At 72.8% G+C, this 17846-nt stretch carries 15 protein-coding genes; 5 read left to right on the forward strand and 10 right to left on the reverse strand.

Annotated elements, in window-relative coordinates:
- Window positions 1-307 precede the first annotated feature (307 nt).
- A complete protein-coding gene (locus tag IE313_RS15715) occupies window positions 308-2380 on the forward strand; it encodes a phosphocholine-specific phospholipase C (RefSeq protein WP_189932493.1) in 2073 nt (690 codons plus the stop codon).
- A 163-nt stretch (window positions 2381-2543) separates the two neighbouring features.
- Here the strand turns inward: IE313_RS15715 and gcl are convergent, their stop codons facing one another.
- The gene (gcl, locus tag IE313_RS15720; RefSeq protein ID WP_189932495.1) at window positions 2544-4328 is read right to left on the reverse strand and encodes a glyoxylate carboligase; all 1785 of its coding nucleotides are present in this window, start codon (window positions 4326-4328) and stop codon (window positions 2544-2546) included.
- A 504-nt stretch (window positions 4329-4832) separates the two neighbouring features.
- Between gcl and IE313_RS15725 the strand changes: the two genes are divergently transcribed.
- Window positions 4833-5594, forward strand: a complete 762-nt coding sequence (locus IE313_RS15725) for an SDR family oxidoreductase (RefSeq protein WP_189932497.1) — start codon at window positions 4833-4835, stop codon at window positions 5592-5594.
- A 146-nt stretch (window positions 5595-5740) separates the two neighbouring features.
- Window positions 5741-6421, forward strand: a complete 681-nt coding sequence (locus tag IE313_RS15730; RefSeq protein ID WP_189932499.1) for a TetR/AcrR family transcriptional regulator — start codon at window positions 5741-5743, stop codon at window positions 6419-6421.
- Here IE313_RS15730 and IE313_RS15735 read toward each other — a convergent pair.
- The 5 genes from IE313_RS15735 to IE313_RS15755 form a co-directional block, all read right to left on the reverse strand.
- Window positions 6384-6971 (reverse strand): TetR/AcrR family transcriptional regulator, encoded by a 588-nt coding sequence (locus tag IE313_RS15735; RefSeq protein ID WP_189932500.1) that lies wholly within the window; start codon window positions 6969-6971, stop codon window positions 6384-6386. The genes IE313_RS15730 and IE313_RS15735 overlap by 38 nt on opposite strands.
- A gap of 67 nt (window positions 6972-7038) precedes the next feature.
- Window positions 7039-7467 (reverse strand): ester cyclase, encoded by a 429-nt coding sequence (locus IE313_RS15740; RefSeq protein WP_189932502.1) that lies wholly within the window; start codon window positions 7465-7467, stop codon window positions 7039-7041.
- 227 nt (window positions 7468-7694) lie between these two features.
- Window positions 7695-9206 (reverse strand): FGGY-family carbohydrate kinase, encoded by a 1512-nt coding sequence (locus IE313_RS15745; RefSeq protein WP_229924669.1) that lies wholly within the window; start codon window positions 9204-9206, stop codon window positions 7695-7697.
- A gap of 34 nt (window positions 9207-9240) precedes the next feature.
- A complete protein-coding gene (locus IE313_RS15750) occupies window positions 9241-10035 on the reverse strand; it encodes a DeoR/GlpR family DNA-binding transcription regulator (protein WP_189932504.1) in 795 nt (264 codons plus the stop codon).
- Entirely contained in the window at window positions 10032-10736 is a 705-nt protein-coding gene (locus IE313_RS15755; protein ID WP_189932506.1) for a histidine phosphatase family protein, read from the reverse strand. The genes IE313_RS15750 and IE313_RS15755 overlap by 4 nt, the downstream gene beginning before the upstream one ends.
- Window positions 10737-10953: 217 nt before the next feature.
- Here IE313_RS15755 and IE313_RS15760 point away from each other — a divergent pair, with 217 nt between their 5' ends.
- On the forward strand, window positions 10954-12108 hold the full coding sequence (locus IE313_RS15760; RefSeq protein ID WP_229924670.1) for a 2-hydroxyacid dehydrogenase: 1155 nt from the start codon (window positions 10954-10956) through the stop codon (window positions 12106-12108).
- Complete coding sequence (locus tag IE313_RS15765; protein ID WP_189932508.1) at window positions 12105-13583, forward strand: FGGY-family carbohydrate kinase; 1479 nt, start codon at window positions 12105-12107, stop codon at window positions 13581-13583. The genes IE313_RS15760 and IE313_RS15765 overlap by 4 nt, the downstream gene beginning before the upstream one ends.
- Window positions 13584-13860: 277 nt before the next feature.
- On the opposite strand, the gene IE313_RS15770 is transcribed toward IE313_RS15765, so the two are convergent.
- The 4 genes from IE313_RS15770 to IE313_RS15785 are packed head-to-tail and all read right to left on the reverse strand — an operon-like array spanning window position 13861 to window position 17769.
- Entirely contained in the window at window positions 13861-14574 is a 714-nt protein-coding gene (locus tag IE313_RS15770; protein WP_189932510.1) for a glycerophosphodiester phosphodiesterase, read from the reverse strand.
- Window positions 14571-15938, reverse strand: a complete 1368-nt coding sequence (locus tag IE313_RS15775) for an ABC transporter substrate-binding protein (RefSeq protein WP_189932512.1) — start codon at window positions 15936-15938, stop codon at window positions 14571-14573. The genes IE313_RS15770 and IE313_RS15775 overlap by 4 nt, the downstream gene beginning before the upstream one ends.
- Window positions 15935-16813 carry a carbohydrate ABC transporter permease gene (locus IE313_RS15780; protein ID WP_189932515.1) on the reverse strand — a complete coding sequence of 293 codons (879 nt, stop codon included), beginning with the start codon at window positions 16811-16813 and terminating at the stop codon, window positions 15935-15937. The genes IE313_RS15775 and IE313_RS15780 overlap by 4 nt, the downstream gene beginning before the upstream one ends.
- A complete protein-coding gene (locus tag IE313_RS15785; protein ID WP_229924671.1) occupies window positions 16810-17769 on the reverse strand; it encodes a carbohydrate ABC transporter permease in 960 nt (319 codons plus the stop codon). Before IE313_RS15785 ends, IE313_RS15780 begins: the two co-directional genes overlap by 4 nt.
- Window positions 17770-17846 lie beyond the last annotated feature (77 nt).

A 17846-nucleotide genomic window follows, 5' to 3' on the forward strand; every position in this document is an offset into this window, starting at 1 on the left:
CGCAGCACCGAGGACCCGCAGGGGAGCATCCGCACCGGGGCACCCCGGGCGGAGCACCCGCACAGCAGGACACCGCACCCGGACTCCGGGCCGCGGCGGCGCTGACACCTGCCCTGTCGCGCCCGTGCGCCGCCGCGGCCCGGCCCCCTCGTGCCCCCGGCACCGCCCCGCCGAACACACCGGGTTGGCCGAGGTTTTCCCTCCGTTTCCCTTGCGCGCCGTGGAGAGTTCGCGATCACATGACGAGACTGGCGCGCTTCCCCCCACCCTGCCTGGTCCCGGCACGACCCAGAAAGACAGGTCCTTCATGACCGCGCTCAACCGCAGACATTTCCTACGGCTTGCGGGCGGCACCGCCGGCGCGACCGCGTTCGGCACGCTCTCCGCCAGCATCGCCCGGGCCGCGGACATCCCGGCCAACCGCCGCACCGGCTCGATCCGGGACGTGGAGCACATCGTCGTCCTCATGCAGGAGAACCGCTCGTTCGACCACTACTTCGGCACGCTGCGCGGCGTGCGCGGCTTCGGGGACCCGCGGCCCGTGACGCTGCCGAACGGCAAGCCGGTGTGGCACCAGTCCGACGGCGCCAAGGACGTCCTGCCGTTCAGGCCGGACGCGGACGACCTCGGACTGCAGTTCATCCAGGACCTCGCACACGGCTGGAACGACACCCACGCCGCCTTCGACCAGGGCAGGTACGACGGGTGGATCCCGGCCAAGACGGCCACCTCGATGGCGTACCTGACCCGTGAGGACATCCCCTTCCACTACGCGCTCGCCGACGCCTTCACCGTCTGCGACTCGTACCACTGCTCGTTCCTGGGCTCCACCGACCCGAACCGCTACTACATGTGGACGGGTCACACCGGCAACGACGGCAAGGGCGGCGGCCCGGTCCTCGGCAACGACGAGGCCGGCTACTCCTGGACGACGTACCCCGAGCGCCTGGAGCAGGCCGGGGTCTCGTGGAAGATCTACCAGGACATCGGCGACGGCCTCGACGCGGCCGGCTCCTGGGGCTGGATCGACGACGCCTACCGGGGCAACTACGGTGACAACTCCCTGCTCTACTTCGACCAGTACCGCACCGCGGCCCCCGGCGACCCGCTGTACGACAAGGCACGCACCGGTACGAACGCCAAGGGCGGCGACGGCCTCTTCGACATCCTCAGGGCGGACGTCAAGGCGGGCAGGCTGCCGCAGGTCTCCTGGATCGCGGCACCGGAGGCGTTCACCGAGCACCCCAACTGGCCCGCCAACTACGGCGCCTGGTACGTCTCCCAGGTGCTGGACGCGCTGACGTCCAACCCGGACGTGTGGTCCAGGACCGCGCTGCTGCTCACCTACGACGAGAACGACGGCTTCTTCGACCACGTCGTGCCGCCGTACCCGCCGTCCTCGCCGGAGCAGGGCCGCTCGACCGTGGACGTCGGCCCCGACCTGTACGAGGGCTCCGACACGTACGTGCCGGGCTCGTACGGTCTCGGGCAGCGAGTGCCGATGCTGGTCGTGTCGCCGTGGAGCAAGGGCGGCCGGGTCTGCTCCCAGGTCTTCGACCACACCTCGATCATCCAGTTCATCGAGAAGCGCTTCGGCGTGCACGAGCCGAACGTCTCGCCGTGGCGGCGGACCGTGTGCGGCGACCTTACCTCCGCGTTCGACTTCTCCGGCAAGGACACCGGCGTCCCCGCCCTCCCGGACACCAAGGGGTACGAGCCGCAGGACAACGACCGGCACGACGACTACGTGCCCACGCCGCCCGCCGACCCCGCGCTGCCCCGGCAGGAGCGCGGTCTGCGCCCCGCGCTGCCGCTCCCCTACGACCTGGCCGCGGACGGCACCGTGAGCGACGCGCCGGGCAGCCTGCGGATCGACTTCGCCAGCCGCGGCGAGGCGGGTGCGCAGTTCTACGTGACGTCCCGGACCCTTGCGGAAGGGCCCTGGACGTACACCGTCTCGGCCGGCAAGCAGCTCTCGGGCACCTGGAGCGTCGGCACCGGGGACGGCGGCGCCTACGAGGTGTCGGTGCACGGCCCGAACGGCTTCCTGCGGCAGTTCGCCGGCCACGCCGCCGGCAGGGGCCCCGAGGTGACCGCGCGCCACGCACCGCACGGCGGGCAGGTCGAGCTGGTCCTCACCAACCACGGCACCGCCTCCGTACGCCTGGCCGTCAGGGACGGCTACGGGGCCGGGCACGCCGCCGTGTACCCGCTGAAGCCGGGCGCCAGTGCCGTGCACACCGCGCAGACGGGTGCCGGGCACGGCTGGTACGACCTGTCGGTGACGTCCGCTCAGGACGTCGCGTTCCTGCGCCGTCTCGCCGGCCATGTGGAGACCGGCGAGATCAGCACCAGCGACCCGGCCGTCATCACCGGCTGACCCGCCCCGGCCGGCCGCGCGTCCGCGGTGCCGCGGTGCCGCGGTGCGCGGCACCGTGCACCGGCGTGCGGTGCGGGCCCGCCCGTCCGGCGAGGGCCGGTCGGACGGGCCCGCGGCCCGCGGTCGCGGGCCGCGGGTACCGGCGTATTCGGCGTATTCGGCGTCAGACCTTCAGCGGCTTGATGGAGGTCGGCGCGTGCCAGGGCTCGGTGGCGATCTCCTCGAACTCGACGACGTCGCCGATGTCGTTGGTGCCGCTCATGGAGATGTTGGTGATCCGCTCCAGGATCGCCTCCACGACGACCGGCACACGATACTCCGCGGCGAGCTTCTTGGCCTCCTCGAAGGCGGCGCCCAGCTCCCTCGGGTCGGTGACCCGGACGGCCTTGCAGCCCAGCCCCTCGGCGACCTTCACGTGGTCGACGCCGTAGACCCCGAGCTCCGGCGAGTTGATGTTCCTGAACTCCAGGTTGACCTGGAAGTCCATGTCGAACGCGCGCTGCGCCTGGCGGATCAGGCCCAGGTAGGAGTTGTTCACCAGGACGTGCACGTACGGGATCCTGTGCTGGGCTCCGACGGCCAGTTCCTCCAGCAGGAACTGGAAGTCGTAGTCACCGGAGAGCGCGACGACGGGGGTGTCGGGGTCGGCCACGGCCACCCCGAGGGCGGCGGGCACGGTCCAGCCGAGCGGCCCTGCCTGGCCGCAGTTGATCCAGTGCCTCGGGCGGAAGACGTGCAGCATCTGGGCGGCGGCGATCTGGGAGAGACCGATGGTGGAGACGTAGCGGGTCTCGGGGCCGAATGCCTTGTTCATCTCCTCGTAGACCCGCTGCGGCTTGATCGGGATGTCGTCGAAGTGGGTGCGGCGCTGGAGGCGGGCCCTGCGCTCCTGGGTTGCCTCGGCCCACGCGGAGCGGTCGGGCAGCCGGCCCGCCGCCTTCAGCTCCCCGGCCACCGTGACGAACAGCTCAAGGGCGGCGGCCGCGTCCGAGGCGATGCCGTAGTCGGGGGCGAAGATCTTCCCGATCTGGGTGGGTTCGACGTCGACGTGCACGAAGGTGCGGCCGGCCGTGTAGACGTCCAGCTTCCCGGTGTGGCGGTTGGCCCACCTGTTGCCGATGCCGAGCACGAAGTCGGACTGCAGGAAGGTGGCGTTGCCGTAGCGGTGCGAGGTCTGCAGGCCGACCATCCCGGCGTTCAGCTCGTGGTCGTCCCCGATGGCGCCCCAGCCCATCAGAGTGGGCACCACGGGCACCCCCGTCAGCTCGGCGAACTCCACCAGGAGGTCGCAGGCGTCGGCGTTGATGACCCCGCCGCCCGCGACGATCAGCGGGCGCTGCGCGGCGTTCAGCAGGGCGAGGGCCTTCTCGATCTGCGCGCGGGAGGCGACCGGCCTGTAGACGGGCAGCGGCTGGTAGGTGTCCGGGTCGAACTCGATCTCGGTCTGCTGGACGTCCAGCGGCAGGTCGACGAGGACGGGTCCCGGCCGCCCCGAGCGCATCAGGTGGAATGCCTGCTGGAAGACGCCGGGAACCTGCGCGGCCTCCAGCACGGTGACGGCCATCTTGGTCACCGGGGCCGCGATCGAGGCGATGTCGACGGCCTGGAAGTCCTCCTTGTGGATCACCGCGGTCGGGGCCTGTCCCGTGATGCACAGGATCGGGATGGAGTCGCCGCTCGCCGAGTACAGACCGGTGAGCATGTCGGTGCCCGCGGGCCCCGACGTGCCGATGCACACACCGATGTTGCCGGGGCGGGTGCGGGTGTAGCCCTCGGCCATGTGCGAAGCGCCCTCGACATGGCGGGCGAGGGTGTGGCGGATCCCTCCCGACGCCCTGAGCTGCGCGTAGAAGGGGTTGATCGCGGCACCCGGTACGCCGAAGGCGTCCGTGACGCCCTCGCGCTCCAGGATCTCGACTGCCGCACGGGCAGCGGTCATACGAGCCATGGGTACTCCTGCTTCGGCTGTTGGCTTCGCCGCTCCCGTCGCGCCCCGCGGTGAGCATGCGTGGTCCGTTCCTGCCCTGCTCCTTGCTCCCACTCCAGCCGCAGCCGCCCGCGCGCCCGTCCGCTGCGGGTCCACGGACCCATAGCGAGGTATTTCGCATCGCGGAAGTCTGATTCTGTTATGTGGAAGCAACAGCAATGTAGAAGGGTGCGGAGACACCGTCAAGGACGACCCCGCGCCGGCAGGCCCGTCGACACCGCGCCGCACACCCGGGGCCACCCGGAACCCCGGACGGCGGCTCGCAACCCCGGGGGGTGCGCCCGACACCCCTCGACGGCGACGCCACCCAGGGCGAATGCGATGTGACGCCCGCCACACCCCGGACGAGCCCTCCAAAGATATGGACGTGGCGTTCATCTCTGTGCTTATATGAACGCGGCGTCCACAAAATGGTGTCGGGAGGGTCCCGGCACCGGCGGGCGCGCACGAGGAGAGGACTGGGCCATGGCCACCACGCAGAACACCACTTCGGGCAGCGGGTCCCCACGCGTCGCGGTGGTGACCGGAGGCTCCGGCGGAATAGGCCGGGTGGTCGCCGAACGACTGGCCGCCGACGGCATGCACGTCATCATCGGCTACGCAGGCAACGCGGCCCGCGCCGAGGAAGCCGTCGAAGCGATCACGCAGGCAGGCGGCACCGCCGCGGCCGTCAGGGCCGACGTCGCCGACGACGACGAGGTCACCGCGCTCTTCGACCGCACCGAGGAACTCTTCGGCGGCATCGACGTCGTGGTCCACACCGCCGGCATCATGCTGCTGTCCCCCCTCGCCGAACTCGACCTCGCCGACTTCGACCGCATGCACCGCACCAACGTGCGCGGCACCTTCGTCGTCAGCCGGGAAGCCGCCCGCCGCCTGCGCCGCGGCGGCGCCCTGGTCAACTTCTCCACCAGCGTCACCAAACTCGCCCTGCCCGGCTACACCGCCTACGCCGCCACCAAGGGCGCCGTCGACGCCATGACCATGATCCTCGCCAAGGAACTCCGCGGCCGCGACATCACCGTCAACGCCGTCGCCCCCGGCCCCACCGCCACCCCCCTCTTCCTCCAGGGCAAGGACCAGACCACCATCGACCGCCTCGCTGCGGTCCCACCCCTCGAACGCCTCGGCCGCCCCGAGGACATCGCCGAAACCGTCTCCTTCCTCGCCGGACCCGCCCGCTGGATCAACGGCCAGATCCTCTACGCCAACGGCGGAGCCGCCTGAACCCCGATAACCGGACGCGAACAAGCACCCCGCCACCGGCACCGGGCCATCCGACGCCGAGGAGGAGGCCACCGCGCCGTGCGGGCGGCCCCCGCGGGCGGGAGCCGGCACCGTCCACCGCGCACACCCCCGTGAGGAGCACCGCCGTGGCACCCACCCCAGACGGCCCGACCGCCTCCGCCGCACCGCGAAGTGCACGGCCCCGCGCGCCGCAGGGCACCCACCGGGGCCGCGGCCGGCGACCGGCCGGCGAGGTACGCGCCGACATCCTCAGGGCGGCCGGGGCGCTGCTGCTCGACGAGGGCATGGCCGCCTTCACCATCGAGCGCGTCGCCCGTGCCGCGGGCGCCAGCAAGACCACCATCTACAAGTGGTGGCCGTCCAAGGGCGCCCTCGCGCTGGACGGGTACATGCACGCCGTCGAGGAGACGCTCGCCTTCCCCGACAGCGGCGACATCGTCGCCGATCTGACGGCGCAGCTAGGCGCCTTCGCCACGCTGCTCACCCGCACGCGGGCCGGCCGGGTGCTCGCCGAACTCATCGGCCAGGCCCAGACCGACCCCGACCTGGCCGCCGCCTACCAGGCGCTCTACTCGGCGGGGCGCAGGCGGCTCGCGGGCGAGGTCCTGCTGCGCGCACGGCAGCGCGGCCAGCTCCGTGCGGACGTGGACCCGCGGGTCGTCATCGACCAACTGTGGGGTGCCTGCTACCACCGGCTCCTCGTCCCCGACGAGCCGATCACCGAGGAGTTCACCGCCGCGCTCGTCGACAACCTGGTGCGCGGGCTGCTCAGCGGCCCGGGAGCGGGTCGCCGGTCAGCGCGGTGACCAGGGTGGCCGCGGTGTCCCTAAGCTCTGCGGGCCCGTAGTGGGCGCGTTCCAGCACGGCGAGGCCCCGGGTGGTGGTGACCACGAGGCGGGCCGCGGCTGCCAGGTCGACGGTCAGGTCACCGTCGACCGCGGCCAGCCCGTCACGGACGACGTCCTCCAGGTCGCCGAGGAAGCCGCGCACCGCCGCCTGGACGGCCGGCACGTCCGTGCCGGCGTCCACGGCCGTCCGGGTGGACAGGCAGCCGCGCGAGGGCGCGCCGGCCGTGAACGTCCGGACGCAGAAGTCGAAGAAGGCGAGGAGCGCGGCGCGCTTGTCCGCGCGGCGCAGTTCCCGGGCCGCTTCGGCGAGGAACCGGCCGGAGTAGTCGCCGAACACCTTCAGGAAGAGCTGCTCCTTGCCGCCGTAGGCGTGGTACAGGGAGCCCCGCTGGACTCCGGTGCCGGCGGCGAGGTCGAGCATCGAGGTCGCCCGGTATCCGTGCGTCCCGAACACCTCCAGGGCACGGCCGAGCACATCGCCCTCGTCGAATCGGCGTACGCCTGCCACCTGGCTCCCTCCGTCCCACCGGCCCCGGGGGCCGCTTGCGCGTGCGGCGCTCCTTCGGCGCCGCTCCTCAGTGTGCCGCGGTCTGCGGCGCGCCCAGCCGCTGGAACAGTTCGTGGGACGCGCGCTCGACCCAGTTCTGGAGCAGCTTGCCGTCCTCGCGCACCGCCCAGACCGCCGTGCCGGTGAACGAGATCGGCCGCCGGTCGGGCTCGGAGCCCATGATGCCGTTGTTCTTCCCGTGCACCTGCCACCGTGACACGACCCGGCTGCCGTCGTGGTTCTGGAAGGTTTCGATCACCTCCATCTCCAGGTCGTGCACCTGGTCCAGGAACGCCCTGATCCACGCCTTGAAGTTCTCGCGCCCCTCGATGCGCCGGCCCGCGTTCGTGATCACGAAGTCCTCGACCACGAAGTCGTCGGCCTTCTCCGGATCATGTGCGTTCCACACGTCCCTCCAGAACGCCTCCACGACCTCGACCGGGTTCACACGCGCCATGTCACCCTCCGCTCGCACTGCGCTTTATGTTTGACAGTGCTGTCAAACATAACGGCAGGCGTCCGCCGTCGGCAACCCGCGCCGGATCACGGCACCCCGGGACGCGGCCCCCTCGCCTCCGCCGGAGCGTGCGCCGGATGCGCGAAGGGCCCGGTCCATCGACGGCACGGCCCGCCGGCCCTCGCGGCGGCGGGACGTCCGGCGGCTCACCGCGCGGCGTCCGGCGGCTACGGGAGCCAGCCGCGTGCCGCCAGCTCCTCGCGGAAGCAGCCGTAGGAGTCCTCCAGCGCCCCGCGCTCCGCCTCCAGCGGCTCGATCAGGTGACCCCGTCCGGTCATCTCGCGGGCCGCGGCCGCGAGGTCGGGGTGCAGGGTTCCGCAGGCAGCGAGCAGCGCCGCGCCGAAGGCCGTCTCGGCACGCTCCACCACCCGCAGGGGCAGGCCGAGGACGGTGGCGCGCACCCGGTTCCACAGCGGACTGCGGCTGCCGCCGCCCGCCGCGTACAGCGGCGCGGCCACATCCGCCCCCAGGGCGCGCACCCGTTCGAGGGCGAGCCTCTCGACGAACGCGACCCCCTCCAGGACGCCGCGGTGCCGGTCGGCCTCGTCCACGGGCTGCGCCGTGCGGAACCCGCGGGCCGCGCCCGCCACGAACGGGAAGCGCTCGCCCTCGCGCCGCAGCGGATAGCAGACGTGGGAGGCCGGGCCGCGCGCGTCAGCCGCCGCGTCCAGTTCGGCCAGCCGCCCCGAGCCGGCCGGGGTCCCGGCCGGCTCCCGGTCGTCCGGCGCGGGGACCGTCAGCGCCTCACCGCCGGTGTTCGAGGCTCCGCCGGGCAGCCACCAGCCGTCCGGGTGCCGGTGGCTGTAGAGCGCGCCGGCCGGGTCGGTCACCAGCTCGCGGGCGACCCCCTTGAGGACGTACGTCGTCCCGAGCACGCCCACGAACTGCCCCGGCTCCACCGCCCCGGTCGCCAACTGCCCGGCGCAGCCGTCCGTCATCCCGAGCCTGACCCGGCAGCCCGCAGGCAGCCCGGTCTCCGCCGCGGCCAGCGGGCTCACCGTGCCCACCTGCGTACCGGGCGGCTGCACCCTGGGCAGCAGCCGGGCGGGCACGTCCAGGGCGTCGAACACCTCGAAGGCCCAGCCGCCCGCTCCCGGGTCGTAGCCGGTCTTCAGGGTGTGGCTCCAGTCGGCGGCCACCGGGCCTCCGGTGAGGCAGTGGCCGAGCACCTCCGGGGTGTGCAGAACGTGGCGGACGCCCGCGTGGTTGCGTACGCACCAGACGAGGCGGCCGAGCGCGGCCGTGGGGCCGACGGTCAGGCCCAGCGACCGCCAGCGGCCCGCGCCCAGCTCCTGGGCGAGGGCGTTGATGTCCGCCGCACGCCGGTCGTCGTACATCAGTGCGGGGCCGAGCGGTATCCCGTCGGCGTCGGCGGGCACCAGCGTTCCCGAGGTGGCGGACACGGCGACGGCCACCACCTCACGGCCGAGCCCGGGCAGTGCCGAGGTCGCCTGCCGCAGTGCCGAGGCGGTCGCGGGCCACCAGGTGCCCGCGTCCTGCTCGCTGCGCCCGCCCGGCCCGCGCACCGGCCGCGGCAGCTCCGCCCCGCCCTCCGCGAGCACCCGCCCCCGGGCATCGGCGCACACCACCCGCACCGCGGCGGTGGCGACGTCGACACCGGCCACGACGGGCACCGGACGGCGTTCTGCGGGAGCACCGGCGCTGGTACGAAACATCATGCCTGTGAAATTAACACGTCAGCATGAGAGTTTTTCAGACAGTGTCGGCCACGCGCACGTCGGTGCGCTCCCGCAGCTCCCCGAGCAGTTCCCCGCCGATTCCCGCGTCCACCACCAGGTGGTCGAAGTCGCCGACCGGCGCGAGGCGGTGCAGGGCCGTCCTGGCCAGTTTCGTACGGTCCATGAGCAGGACCTTCCTGGTGCCCGACGCCAGCATGGCGCGCTTGACGAGGACCACGTCCTGCTCCTGGTGGTAGGTCATCCTGGCGTCCATGGCCGAGGTGGAGACCAGCACCATGTCCACGGAGAGCGCGTCGACGGCCTCGACGCACGGCACTCCGAGGAAGGAGTCGTGGGTGTGGGAGTACTCGCCGCCGAGCGCGATCAGCCGGATCCCGTCGCGGCCCGCGAAGACGTCCACGACCCGGCGGGCGTTGGTCACCACGGTCAGCGGCTGCTGGTCGACCAGCAGCCGGGCGAGCGCGAGTGCCGTCGTCGAGTCGTCGAGCATCACCGACATGCCCGGTTCGACCAGTGCGCAGGCGGCCCTGGCGATGGCCTCCTTCTCCGCGACGTTCACACCGAGCCGGTAGTCGAGGTTGCTCTCGAAGACCGTGGACGGCAGCGCGGACACCCCGCCGCGGAACCGCCGCAGCACCCCGCGCCTGGCCAGCTCGTCCAGGTCGCGGTGGACGGTCATCACGCTGACCTTGGTCAGCTCCGAGAGCTCCGCGACCGTCGAGGTGCCCCGCGCCAGCACGTGCTCGGTGATCAGTTGCCTGCGGGCGTCCTGGGGGCGGGCCGAGCCACTCGTCGTACCGGTCGTCATGCGCTCAAGTCTGTCCCATACGGTGCGGGCGCCTCGCGGGCGGCCTCGGCGCCGGCCGGGACGGCGGGCAGCGCGGGCACGTTGAGGGAGCGCAGCGCGGTGCGTCCGCCCGCCACCTCGATCTCGGTGACGGCGGCGTTGTCGAGCCGGGGCAGCACGAGCCGGTAGCGGCCCACCGGGATGCCGAGCATGCTGCACAGGGCGATCCGCAGCAGCGTGTTGTGCGCCACGACCAGGACCGTACGGCCGGCGTGCCGCACCGCCAGCCGGCGCAGCGCCGCGGTGGCGCGGGCCGCCGCGGCCGACGGCGGTTCCGAGCCGGGGAACGCACCGGTCTCGGCGTCCGCGCGGAAGCGGCGCACCGCCTCGGCGTCCTCGGCGGCCATCTCCTCGATGGTGCGGCCCTCGCCCCAGCCGAAGTCCACCTCGCGCAGTTCCTCGACCACTTCGAGCGGGGTGCCCAGCAGATCGGCGGCGGGCTGCGCGGTCGCGCGGGTGCGGCCGAGCGGTGAGCAGGCGACGGCGTCGACACCGCGCCGGGCGGCCCACTGCCCGAGCCGGGCCGCCTGGCGCAGGCCGCGGTCCGTCAGGGCGACATCGGAGACGCCCGCGTAGCGGTTCTCCGCGTGCCACACCGTCTCGCCGTGCCGTACCAGCAGCAGCCGGGCGGGTTCGGTCGGCGTCGTCGGCGTCGTCGGCATCTGTGCGCCTCCTCGGGGCGTCCGGGCGGGTACTGACCGTCCTCGTGCGCGGGGTGATCGCGGTGTACGGGGGCCCCTGGTGGACGGGGGGGCCGGGCAGTCGGGCTCCGGTCCGTTGATTCTTCACGTGGCGGCTGTTAAATCTATCAAGGGCGGTGATGGGGAGCTGTGATGCCTTCCCGCCGTCTGCGCCCCCGACCCGTACGAAGGGCCCTCCATGCGTATTCTCGCCGCCGGCGACCACTTCGTCCGCCCGGATCTGATCCGTGCGGCACTCGATGAGGAACTGGCCCTCCGCTCCCCCGCCGCCCCCCTCGATCCCCCCGGTCCCCTCGGACCGCCCGAACCTCTCGCATCGCTCGATCCACTCGATCCACGACGTGCGGCCGCTCCCGCGGACGGACCGCGGCTGGACGTCACCGACCTGGTGCTGCCCTGGCCGCACGAGCCGTTCGGCCCCGTCGGCGGTGTGCAGGAGGCCAGCGGCACCGAGCAGCGGCTGATCGACGCGCTCGGCGGCGCCGAGGTCTGCGTCACGCAGATGGCACCGTTCACCGCACGGGTCTTCGAGGCCAGTCCCGCACTGCGGATGGTCGCGGTGTGCCGGGGCGGCCCGGTCAACGTGGACCTGGACGCCGCCACCCGGCACGGCGTCGCCGTCAGCTTCGCGCCGGGCCGCAACGCCCCGGCCGCCGCCGAGTTCGCCATCGGTCTGATGCTGGCCGCGATGCGCCGCATCCCCACCGCCGACGCGGAGCTCAAGCAGGGCCGCTGGCGCGGCGACTTCTACGCCTACGACGAGAGCGGCGGCGAGCTCGACGGCGCCACCGTGGGCCTCGTCGGCTACGGTGCGATCGGCCGGATCGTCGCCCGGGTGCTGCTCGCCTTCGGTGCGAAGGTGCTCGCCGCCGACCCCTATGCGGACCCCGAGGCGGTGCGCGCGGACGGCGTGCAGCCGGTCGGGCTCGACGACCTCCTGCGGCGCAGCAGCGTCGTCAGCCTGCACGCCCGCCTCACGGCGGAGACCCACCACCTCATCGACGCCGAGCGCCTCGCCCTGCTGCCCGAGGGCGCGGTACTGGTGAACTCGGCACGCGGCGCCCTGCTCGACCACGCGCCGCTGCCCGGCCTGCTGAGGAGCGGCAGGCTGCGGGCGCTCGCCCTGGACGTGTACGACGTGGAGCCGCCACCCGCCGACTGGCCCCTGCACGACGCACCGAACGTCGTCACCGCACCGCACCTCGCGGGCGCCACCCGGCAGACGGCGCACCGCGCGGCGGCCATCACCGCGGCCGAGGTGGGCCGGTTCCTGCGCGGCGAGGCGCTGGCCCACCCCGCCAACCCCGAGGTCGCGGAAGGCCCGAGGCCATGACCCCGCCCGCGCCCTCCGGCGCCCCCTACATCGGGGTGGACATCGGCACCTCCGTCACCAAGGCCGTGGCCTACGGCCCCGATGACACCCCGCTCGCCTCCGCCTCCCGCGCCAGCCGGCTCGACCGGGGACCCGGCGGCCGGGTCGAGCAGGACCCGCAGGACGTGCTGCGCACGGTCGTCGACGTGGTGCGCGAGACCGCGGCCCGGCTGCCCGCCCCGCCCGCGGCCCTCGCGCTCACCGGGCAGGGCGACGGGCTGTGGCTGCGGGACGCGGCGGGTCGCCCGGTACGGCCCGCGATGTCCTGGATGGACGGCCGGGCCTCCGACATCGTCAGCGGCTGGCTGGCCGACGGCACCGTCCAGAAGGTGTACGCACACACCGGCTCCGGCATGTTCCCCGGCTGCCACGCGCCGCTGCTCGCCTGGCTCCAACGGCACGAGCCGGACGTCCTTGCGCGCGCGGCGACCGCCGGGTACTGCGTGGACACCGTCGCCGAGCGGCTGACCGGCCGGGTCTGCGTGGACGCCTCCGACGCCACCCTGCCCTTCCTGGACCCGGTGCGCCGCGGCTATGCCCCCGAGGCGCTGGCGGCGTGCGGGATCCCGGCGCAGGCCCGGTTGCTGCGCCCGCCCGCGCCCCCCGGCACCGTCCTGGCCCTGGACGCGGCGGGCGCCGAGCTGCTCGGCCTGCCGGAGGGCCTGCCGCTCACCGCGGGCCCCTACGACCTGCCCGCCTGCGCCATCGGCAGCGGTGTGCGCGAGGTCGGCGACGGGCTGCTCATCGTGGGCACCACGCTCGCCTGCCAGGTGCTCACCGACCGGGTGGAGATCGATCCGGCCGCGGAGCCCGCGGGCATGTGGATCTGCCTGCCGGAGCCGGGGCGCTGGCTGCGCGCGATGCCCGCGATGGTCGGCACCGCGGCCCTGGAGTGGGTGCTCGCGCTCACCGGTGCCGGCACCGACGACCTCGACGCCCTGCTCGGCGCCAGCCCGCCCGGCGCCCGCGGGGTCACGGCGCTGCCGTTCCTCTCCGACGCGGGCGAGCGCGCGCCCTTCGTCGAACCGGCCGCCCGCGGCAGGCTCGACGGGCTGACCCTCGCGCACACCCGCGCCGACGCGGTGCGCGCGGTGTGCGAGGCCATCGGCTACGCCGCCCGGCACTGCCTGGAGAGTGCCGGGCTCACCGGTACGCTCGCCGCCTGCGGCGGCGGGGTGCGCTCCGGCACCTGGGCGCAGTTGTTCGCCGATGTCCTCGGCACGCCGGTGCGCATCCCGCTGGAGGCGGAGGTGGGCGCGCTGGGAGCGGTGACGGTCGCCCGCCGCGCCCTCGGCGAACGCTCCGCCGACCGGAGCGCCGGCCCCGAACGCTTCCGGGTCGTGGCACCCCGCCCGGCCGTGCGGGACGTCTACGAGGCCGGGTACGCCGCGTACCGGGCGGGCCTGGAGGCGGCTCGCACGCAGTGGGCCGGGTAGCCGCAACGGTGCCGCGTACCGCGCAACGACCGGCTGCGCGGGCGAGGTCGGCGAGCTGTGCGCCCTGAGGGCCGGGCCGCACGCGGACGGGGGCGGGCCGCGCACGGTCGACGGGGGCGCGCCCGCCGGGGCGGCCCGCCTGCCGCTGCCGGGCGCGTGACGGCGCCTGCGACCGGCCGCGCGCCGCGCCGCCGCCGCACAGCGCCGCACGGGGCCGCACCCGATCGGATACGGCCCCGTGCGGTCCGGCCACCCCCGTACGGCGGCCAGAGCCGGCTCACCGCCCGGTGTCGCCCTCCGTCAGCCACTCCGCGATCCGCCCGGGGTGGTCCGTGGTGACCGCGTCCGCCCCGATGTCAGCGAAGAGCCGGGTGTTGCCGCGGTCCGCGGCGGGCCACGCGTCGACCTGGACGCCCGCCGCGTGGCAGCGGTCCACCAGCTCGCGGGTGAGTTCGGGCTTCAGTTCCGGGCACACCCAGGTGGCCTTGAGGTCCAGCGCCGACTGGAGCATCTCGGCGCCCGGGTGGTGGCTGATCAGACCGCGCGGGACGTGCGGCAGCAGCCGGGCGGCCTCCTCCACCGCGGTCCTGCTGAAGGAGGTCAGCACCACCTGCCCGGGCAGCGGGGTGCGCCGCTCGCGCTCGGCGAGCGCCTGGACCGCCTCCAGCGCCTTGATCTCGACCTGTACGAGGTCGCCGCAGACCTCCATGGCCTCGTCGAAGGTCGGGATCCGCTCCCCCTGGCCGGCGTCCAGCTCCTTGATCTCCGCGAGCGTCAGCTCGGCGATCGGGCCGCTGCCGTCGGTCGTGCGGTCGACGTTCTTGTCATGGATCACCACGAGGTGGCCGTCGGCGCTGACGCGTACGTCGAGTTCGATGCCGTCGGCACCGAGGGCCAGGGCCCGCCGGTAGGAACGCAGCGTGTTCTCCGGCTCCTCGGCCCTGGCTCCGCGGTGCGCGTACACCAGGGGACGCGTCACGGGGTGGTTCACAGATGCTCCTCGATCATGGTGCCGTAGCGGTCGACCCCCTTGCGCAACTGGTCGGCGACCTCGGAGAAGGCCTGTTGTGCGGGGGTGTTTCCCGACCATATGCGTTGCAGGGCGATATAGATACGCACATTTGCGTTCGGGATCATCATCCGCACCTGATCGCCCTTGCGGGTGCGTTCGAGCTGCTTGACGGCGGTGGTGAAGTTCGGGTCGTCCCGCATCAGCCTGACGAGCGGGGCCTGTTCCACGGCGGCGGGCACGACGGGCAGGTAGCCGGTCTCGACGGTCCACTGGGCCGCGTTCTCCGGCCGGGCGAGGAAGCGCACGAACTCGGCCGCCGCCTCCTTGCGTTCCCTCGGCACGCGTTTGAACATGCCGAGGCCGCCGCCGCCCGTGTTGACGGCGAACTTCTTCTGCCGGGGCAGGAAGCCCGTGCCCAGCTCCCAGCCGTTCGCCGCCGCCATCTCGTTGATCTTCTTCAGGCCGCCCGTGGAGGTGACGAGCGTGGCGATGAGCTGGTTGCCGATGTCGGCCGTCGGCTCGGTCGCCATGTAGGCGATCCGGTCCTTGAAGATCAGTTTGCGTTGCCACTCGCCCGCCTCGACGGCACCGCCCTCGTCGATGGTGACGTCCAGGCCCCTTGAGTAGGCCCCGCCCCACTGCCATGCACTGCACTGGAACTGCCAGTCGCCGTCGACCTTCTGGTACGCCTCCAGGGCCACCCTCTTGCCGCCCGTGGTCTGCTTGGTGATGCGGTGCGACCAGTCGTAGAGCTCCTCGTAGCTCTCCGGGGCGCGGACGGGGACGCCGGCCTTCCTGAAGAGCGTCTTGTTGTAGTAGAAGAGCGGTGTGGAGCGGGCCAGCGGCAGCCACCAGGTGCGGCCCCTGGCCTGGCCCTCGCTGAGCAGTCTCGGGTTGTAGGTGGCCGCCAGCTCGCCGGGGTCGAAGTAGGAGTCCCAGGGCTCCAGGGCGTCACCGAAGTAGAACTTGTACCACTTCACGTCGGACAGCACGCACAGGTCCGGGGCCTGGGCGCCGAGCAGGCTGATGACGGCCTTCTGGGCGCACTCGTCGTAGGTGCCCTGGAACTGCACCTCCACGTAGACGTCGCGCTGCTCCCGGTTGAAGGCGTCGACGAGCTTTTGCAGGGCGGGGCCGACGGGGTCGGCGAAGGTCGACCAGAGCACGACCTTGGTGCGCCCGCGGTAGGCGTCCGGGACCGCCCCGCCCGGCTGGGAGACCGCTCCGGTGGTCTGGCCGCAGGCGCTCAGCGCCGCGCCGAGCCCGAGCCCGGCCCCCGCGCCGAGCAGCCGGCGCCTGCCGAGCGCGGGGCCCGTGCGGTGCCCCGGCGAAGGACGCGTCATTTTCCGGCTCCCTGGGTCAGCCCGGCGATGATGTAGCGCTGGGCGAAGAAGAACACGACAAGAACCGGCACGATCACCATCACGGCTCCGGCCAGGATCGCTCCCCAGTTGGCGAAGGTCTCCGTGTTCTTGAGGAAGAGCAGCCCGATGGGGAGGGTGCGCATGTCGTCGCTGCTGGTGATGATCAGCGGCCAGATGAAGTCGTTCCACTTGCCGACCATGACGACCAGGGCGACGGTGATCACCATCGGGCGCGACATCGGCAGCACCACCCGGAACAGGGTGCGCAGATGGCCCGCGCCGTCGATCCTGGCCGCGTCGGTGATCTCCTTCGGCAGCGTCAGCATGTGCTGGCGCAGCAGGAAGGTGCCGAAGACCGAGCCGAGGCCCGGTGCGATCAGGCCCGCGTAGGAGTTGACCCAGCCGAGCTGTGCGACGGTCAGGAAGTTCGGCAGCAGGGTGACGTGGCCCGGCACCATCATCGCGCCGAGCAGGAAGAGGAAGAGCACCTTCTTGCCGGGGAACGGCAGGAAGACGAAGGCGTACGCGCACAGCAGCGCGGCCACCAGCTCGATCGCGGTGCCGACCGCCGAGACCACCAGGGAGTTGAGGAAGTAGCGGCCGAAGGCCGCGGCGTGCCAGGCGTCCGAGAAGTTGGACCAGCGCAGGTCGGTGGGTATCCAGTGCGGCGGGTAGCTGTAGATCTGCGGATTGGTCTTGAGCGCCGAGGAGATCAGCCAGTACAGCGGGCCGCCGGCGATCAGGGCGACCAGGACGAGCAGGGCGTGGAGGCCGAAGCGCCGGGCGCGTCGGACACCGGTGCGGCTGCCCGCGTCGGCCGGGCGGAGGTCCGGCGGGGACTCGAGGGCGGTCACTGGTAGTGCACCTTTCGCTCGAGGAAGCGCGCCTGGAAACCGGTGATCAGCAGCAGGACCACGAACATGATCATGGCGGCGGCGGAGGCCCGGCCCGCGTCGAAGGTGCGGAAGCCCTGGTCGTAGATGAACCAACTGAGGATCGAGGTGGAGGTGCCGGGCCCGCCCTGGGTCATCATGGCGATCACGTCGAAGGCCTGGAAGGTGCTGATGGTGCAGGTCACCAGGAGGAAGAAGGTGACCGGTGAGAGCAGCGGCAGGATGATCCTGCGCAACCGTGTCCAGGCACCGGCGCCGTCCAGGGCCGCGGCCTCGAAGACGTCCCTGGGCAGGCCCTGGAGACCGGCGAGGTAGACGACGGCGACGAAACCGGTGTTCTTCCAGAGGTAGACCAGTACCAGGCCGAACAGCGCCCACTTGGAGTCGGTCATCATCGCCGGCGCGGCCATGCCGAGGGGGGCGAGCAGTGGGCGGACCAGGCCGTAGTTGGGGTCGAAGAGGAACAGCCACAGGGTGCCGACGGCGGCCCCGGAGAGCACGTAGGGGGCGAAGGTCAGGGTCCGGACGACATCGCGGCCGCGCAGCCGCTGGTTGAGCAGCAGCGCGGTGGCGAGGCCGAGCACCAGGCCGCCCGCGACGACGCCGACCACGAACAGCACCGTCGTCCACAGACTGCCGCGGAAGTCCGGGTCGTCGAACAGGGACGCGTAGTTGTCCAGGCCGATCATGTGCCAGGACGAGGAGACCATGTCCCAGTCGGTCAGGCTCAGATAGGCGTTGTAGACGACCGGCCAGTAGGCGAAGACCAAAAGGAAGAAGAAGTTCGGCGCGGCGAAGGCGGCGAAGAGCAGGTAGTCGCGCCGCCGCCGGGCGCGGAGCCGGCGGCCGGCCTCACCGGGGGCTGCGCGGCCCGGCGGGGCGGCGGCGGTGCCGTCCTGCTGCACGTCGGTGGTCAAGGCAGCGGTGTCCTTCCGGTGAACCGTACGGCGCCCCGGACTGGGCGCAGTCCCGCCCCTAGGAATACCAACAAGGT

It is taken from the genome of Streptomyces sulfonofaciens (assembly GCF_014656295.1).
GTDB classification, from domain to species: Bacteria; Actinomycetota; Actinomycetes; order Streptomycetales; family Streptomycetaceae; genus Streptomyces; species Streptomyces sulfonofaciens.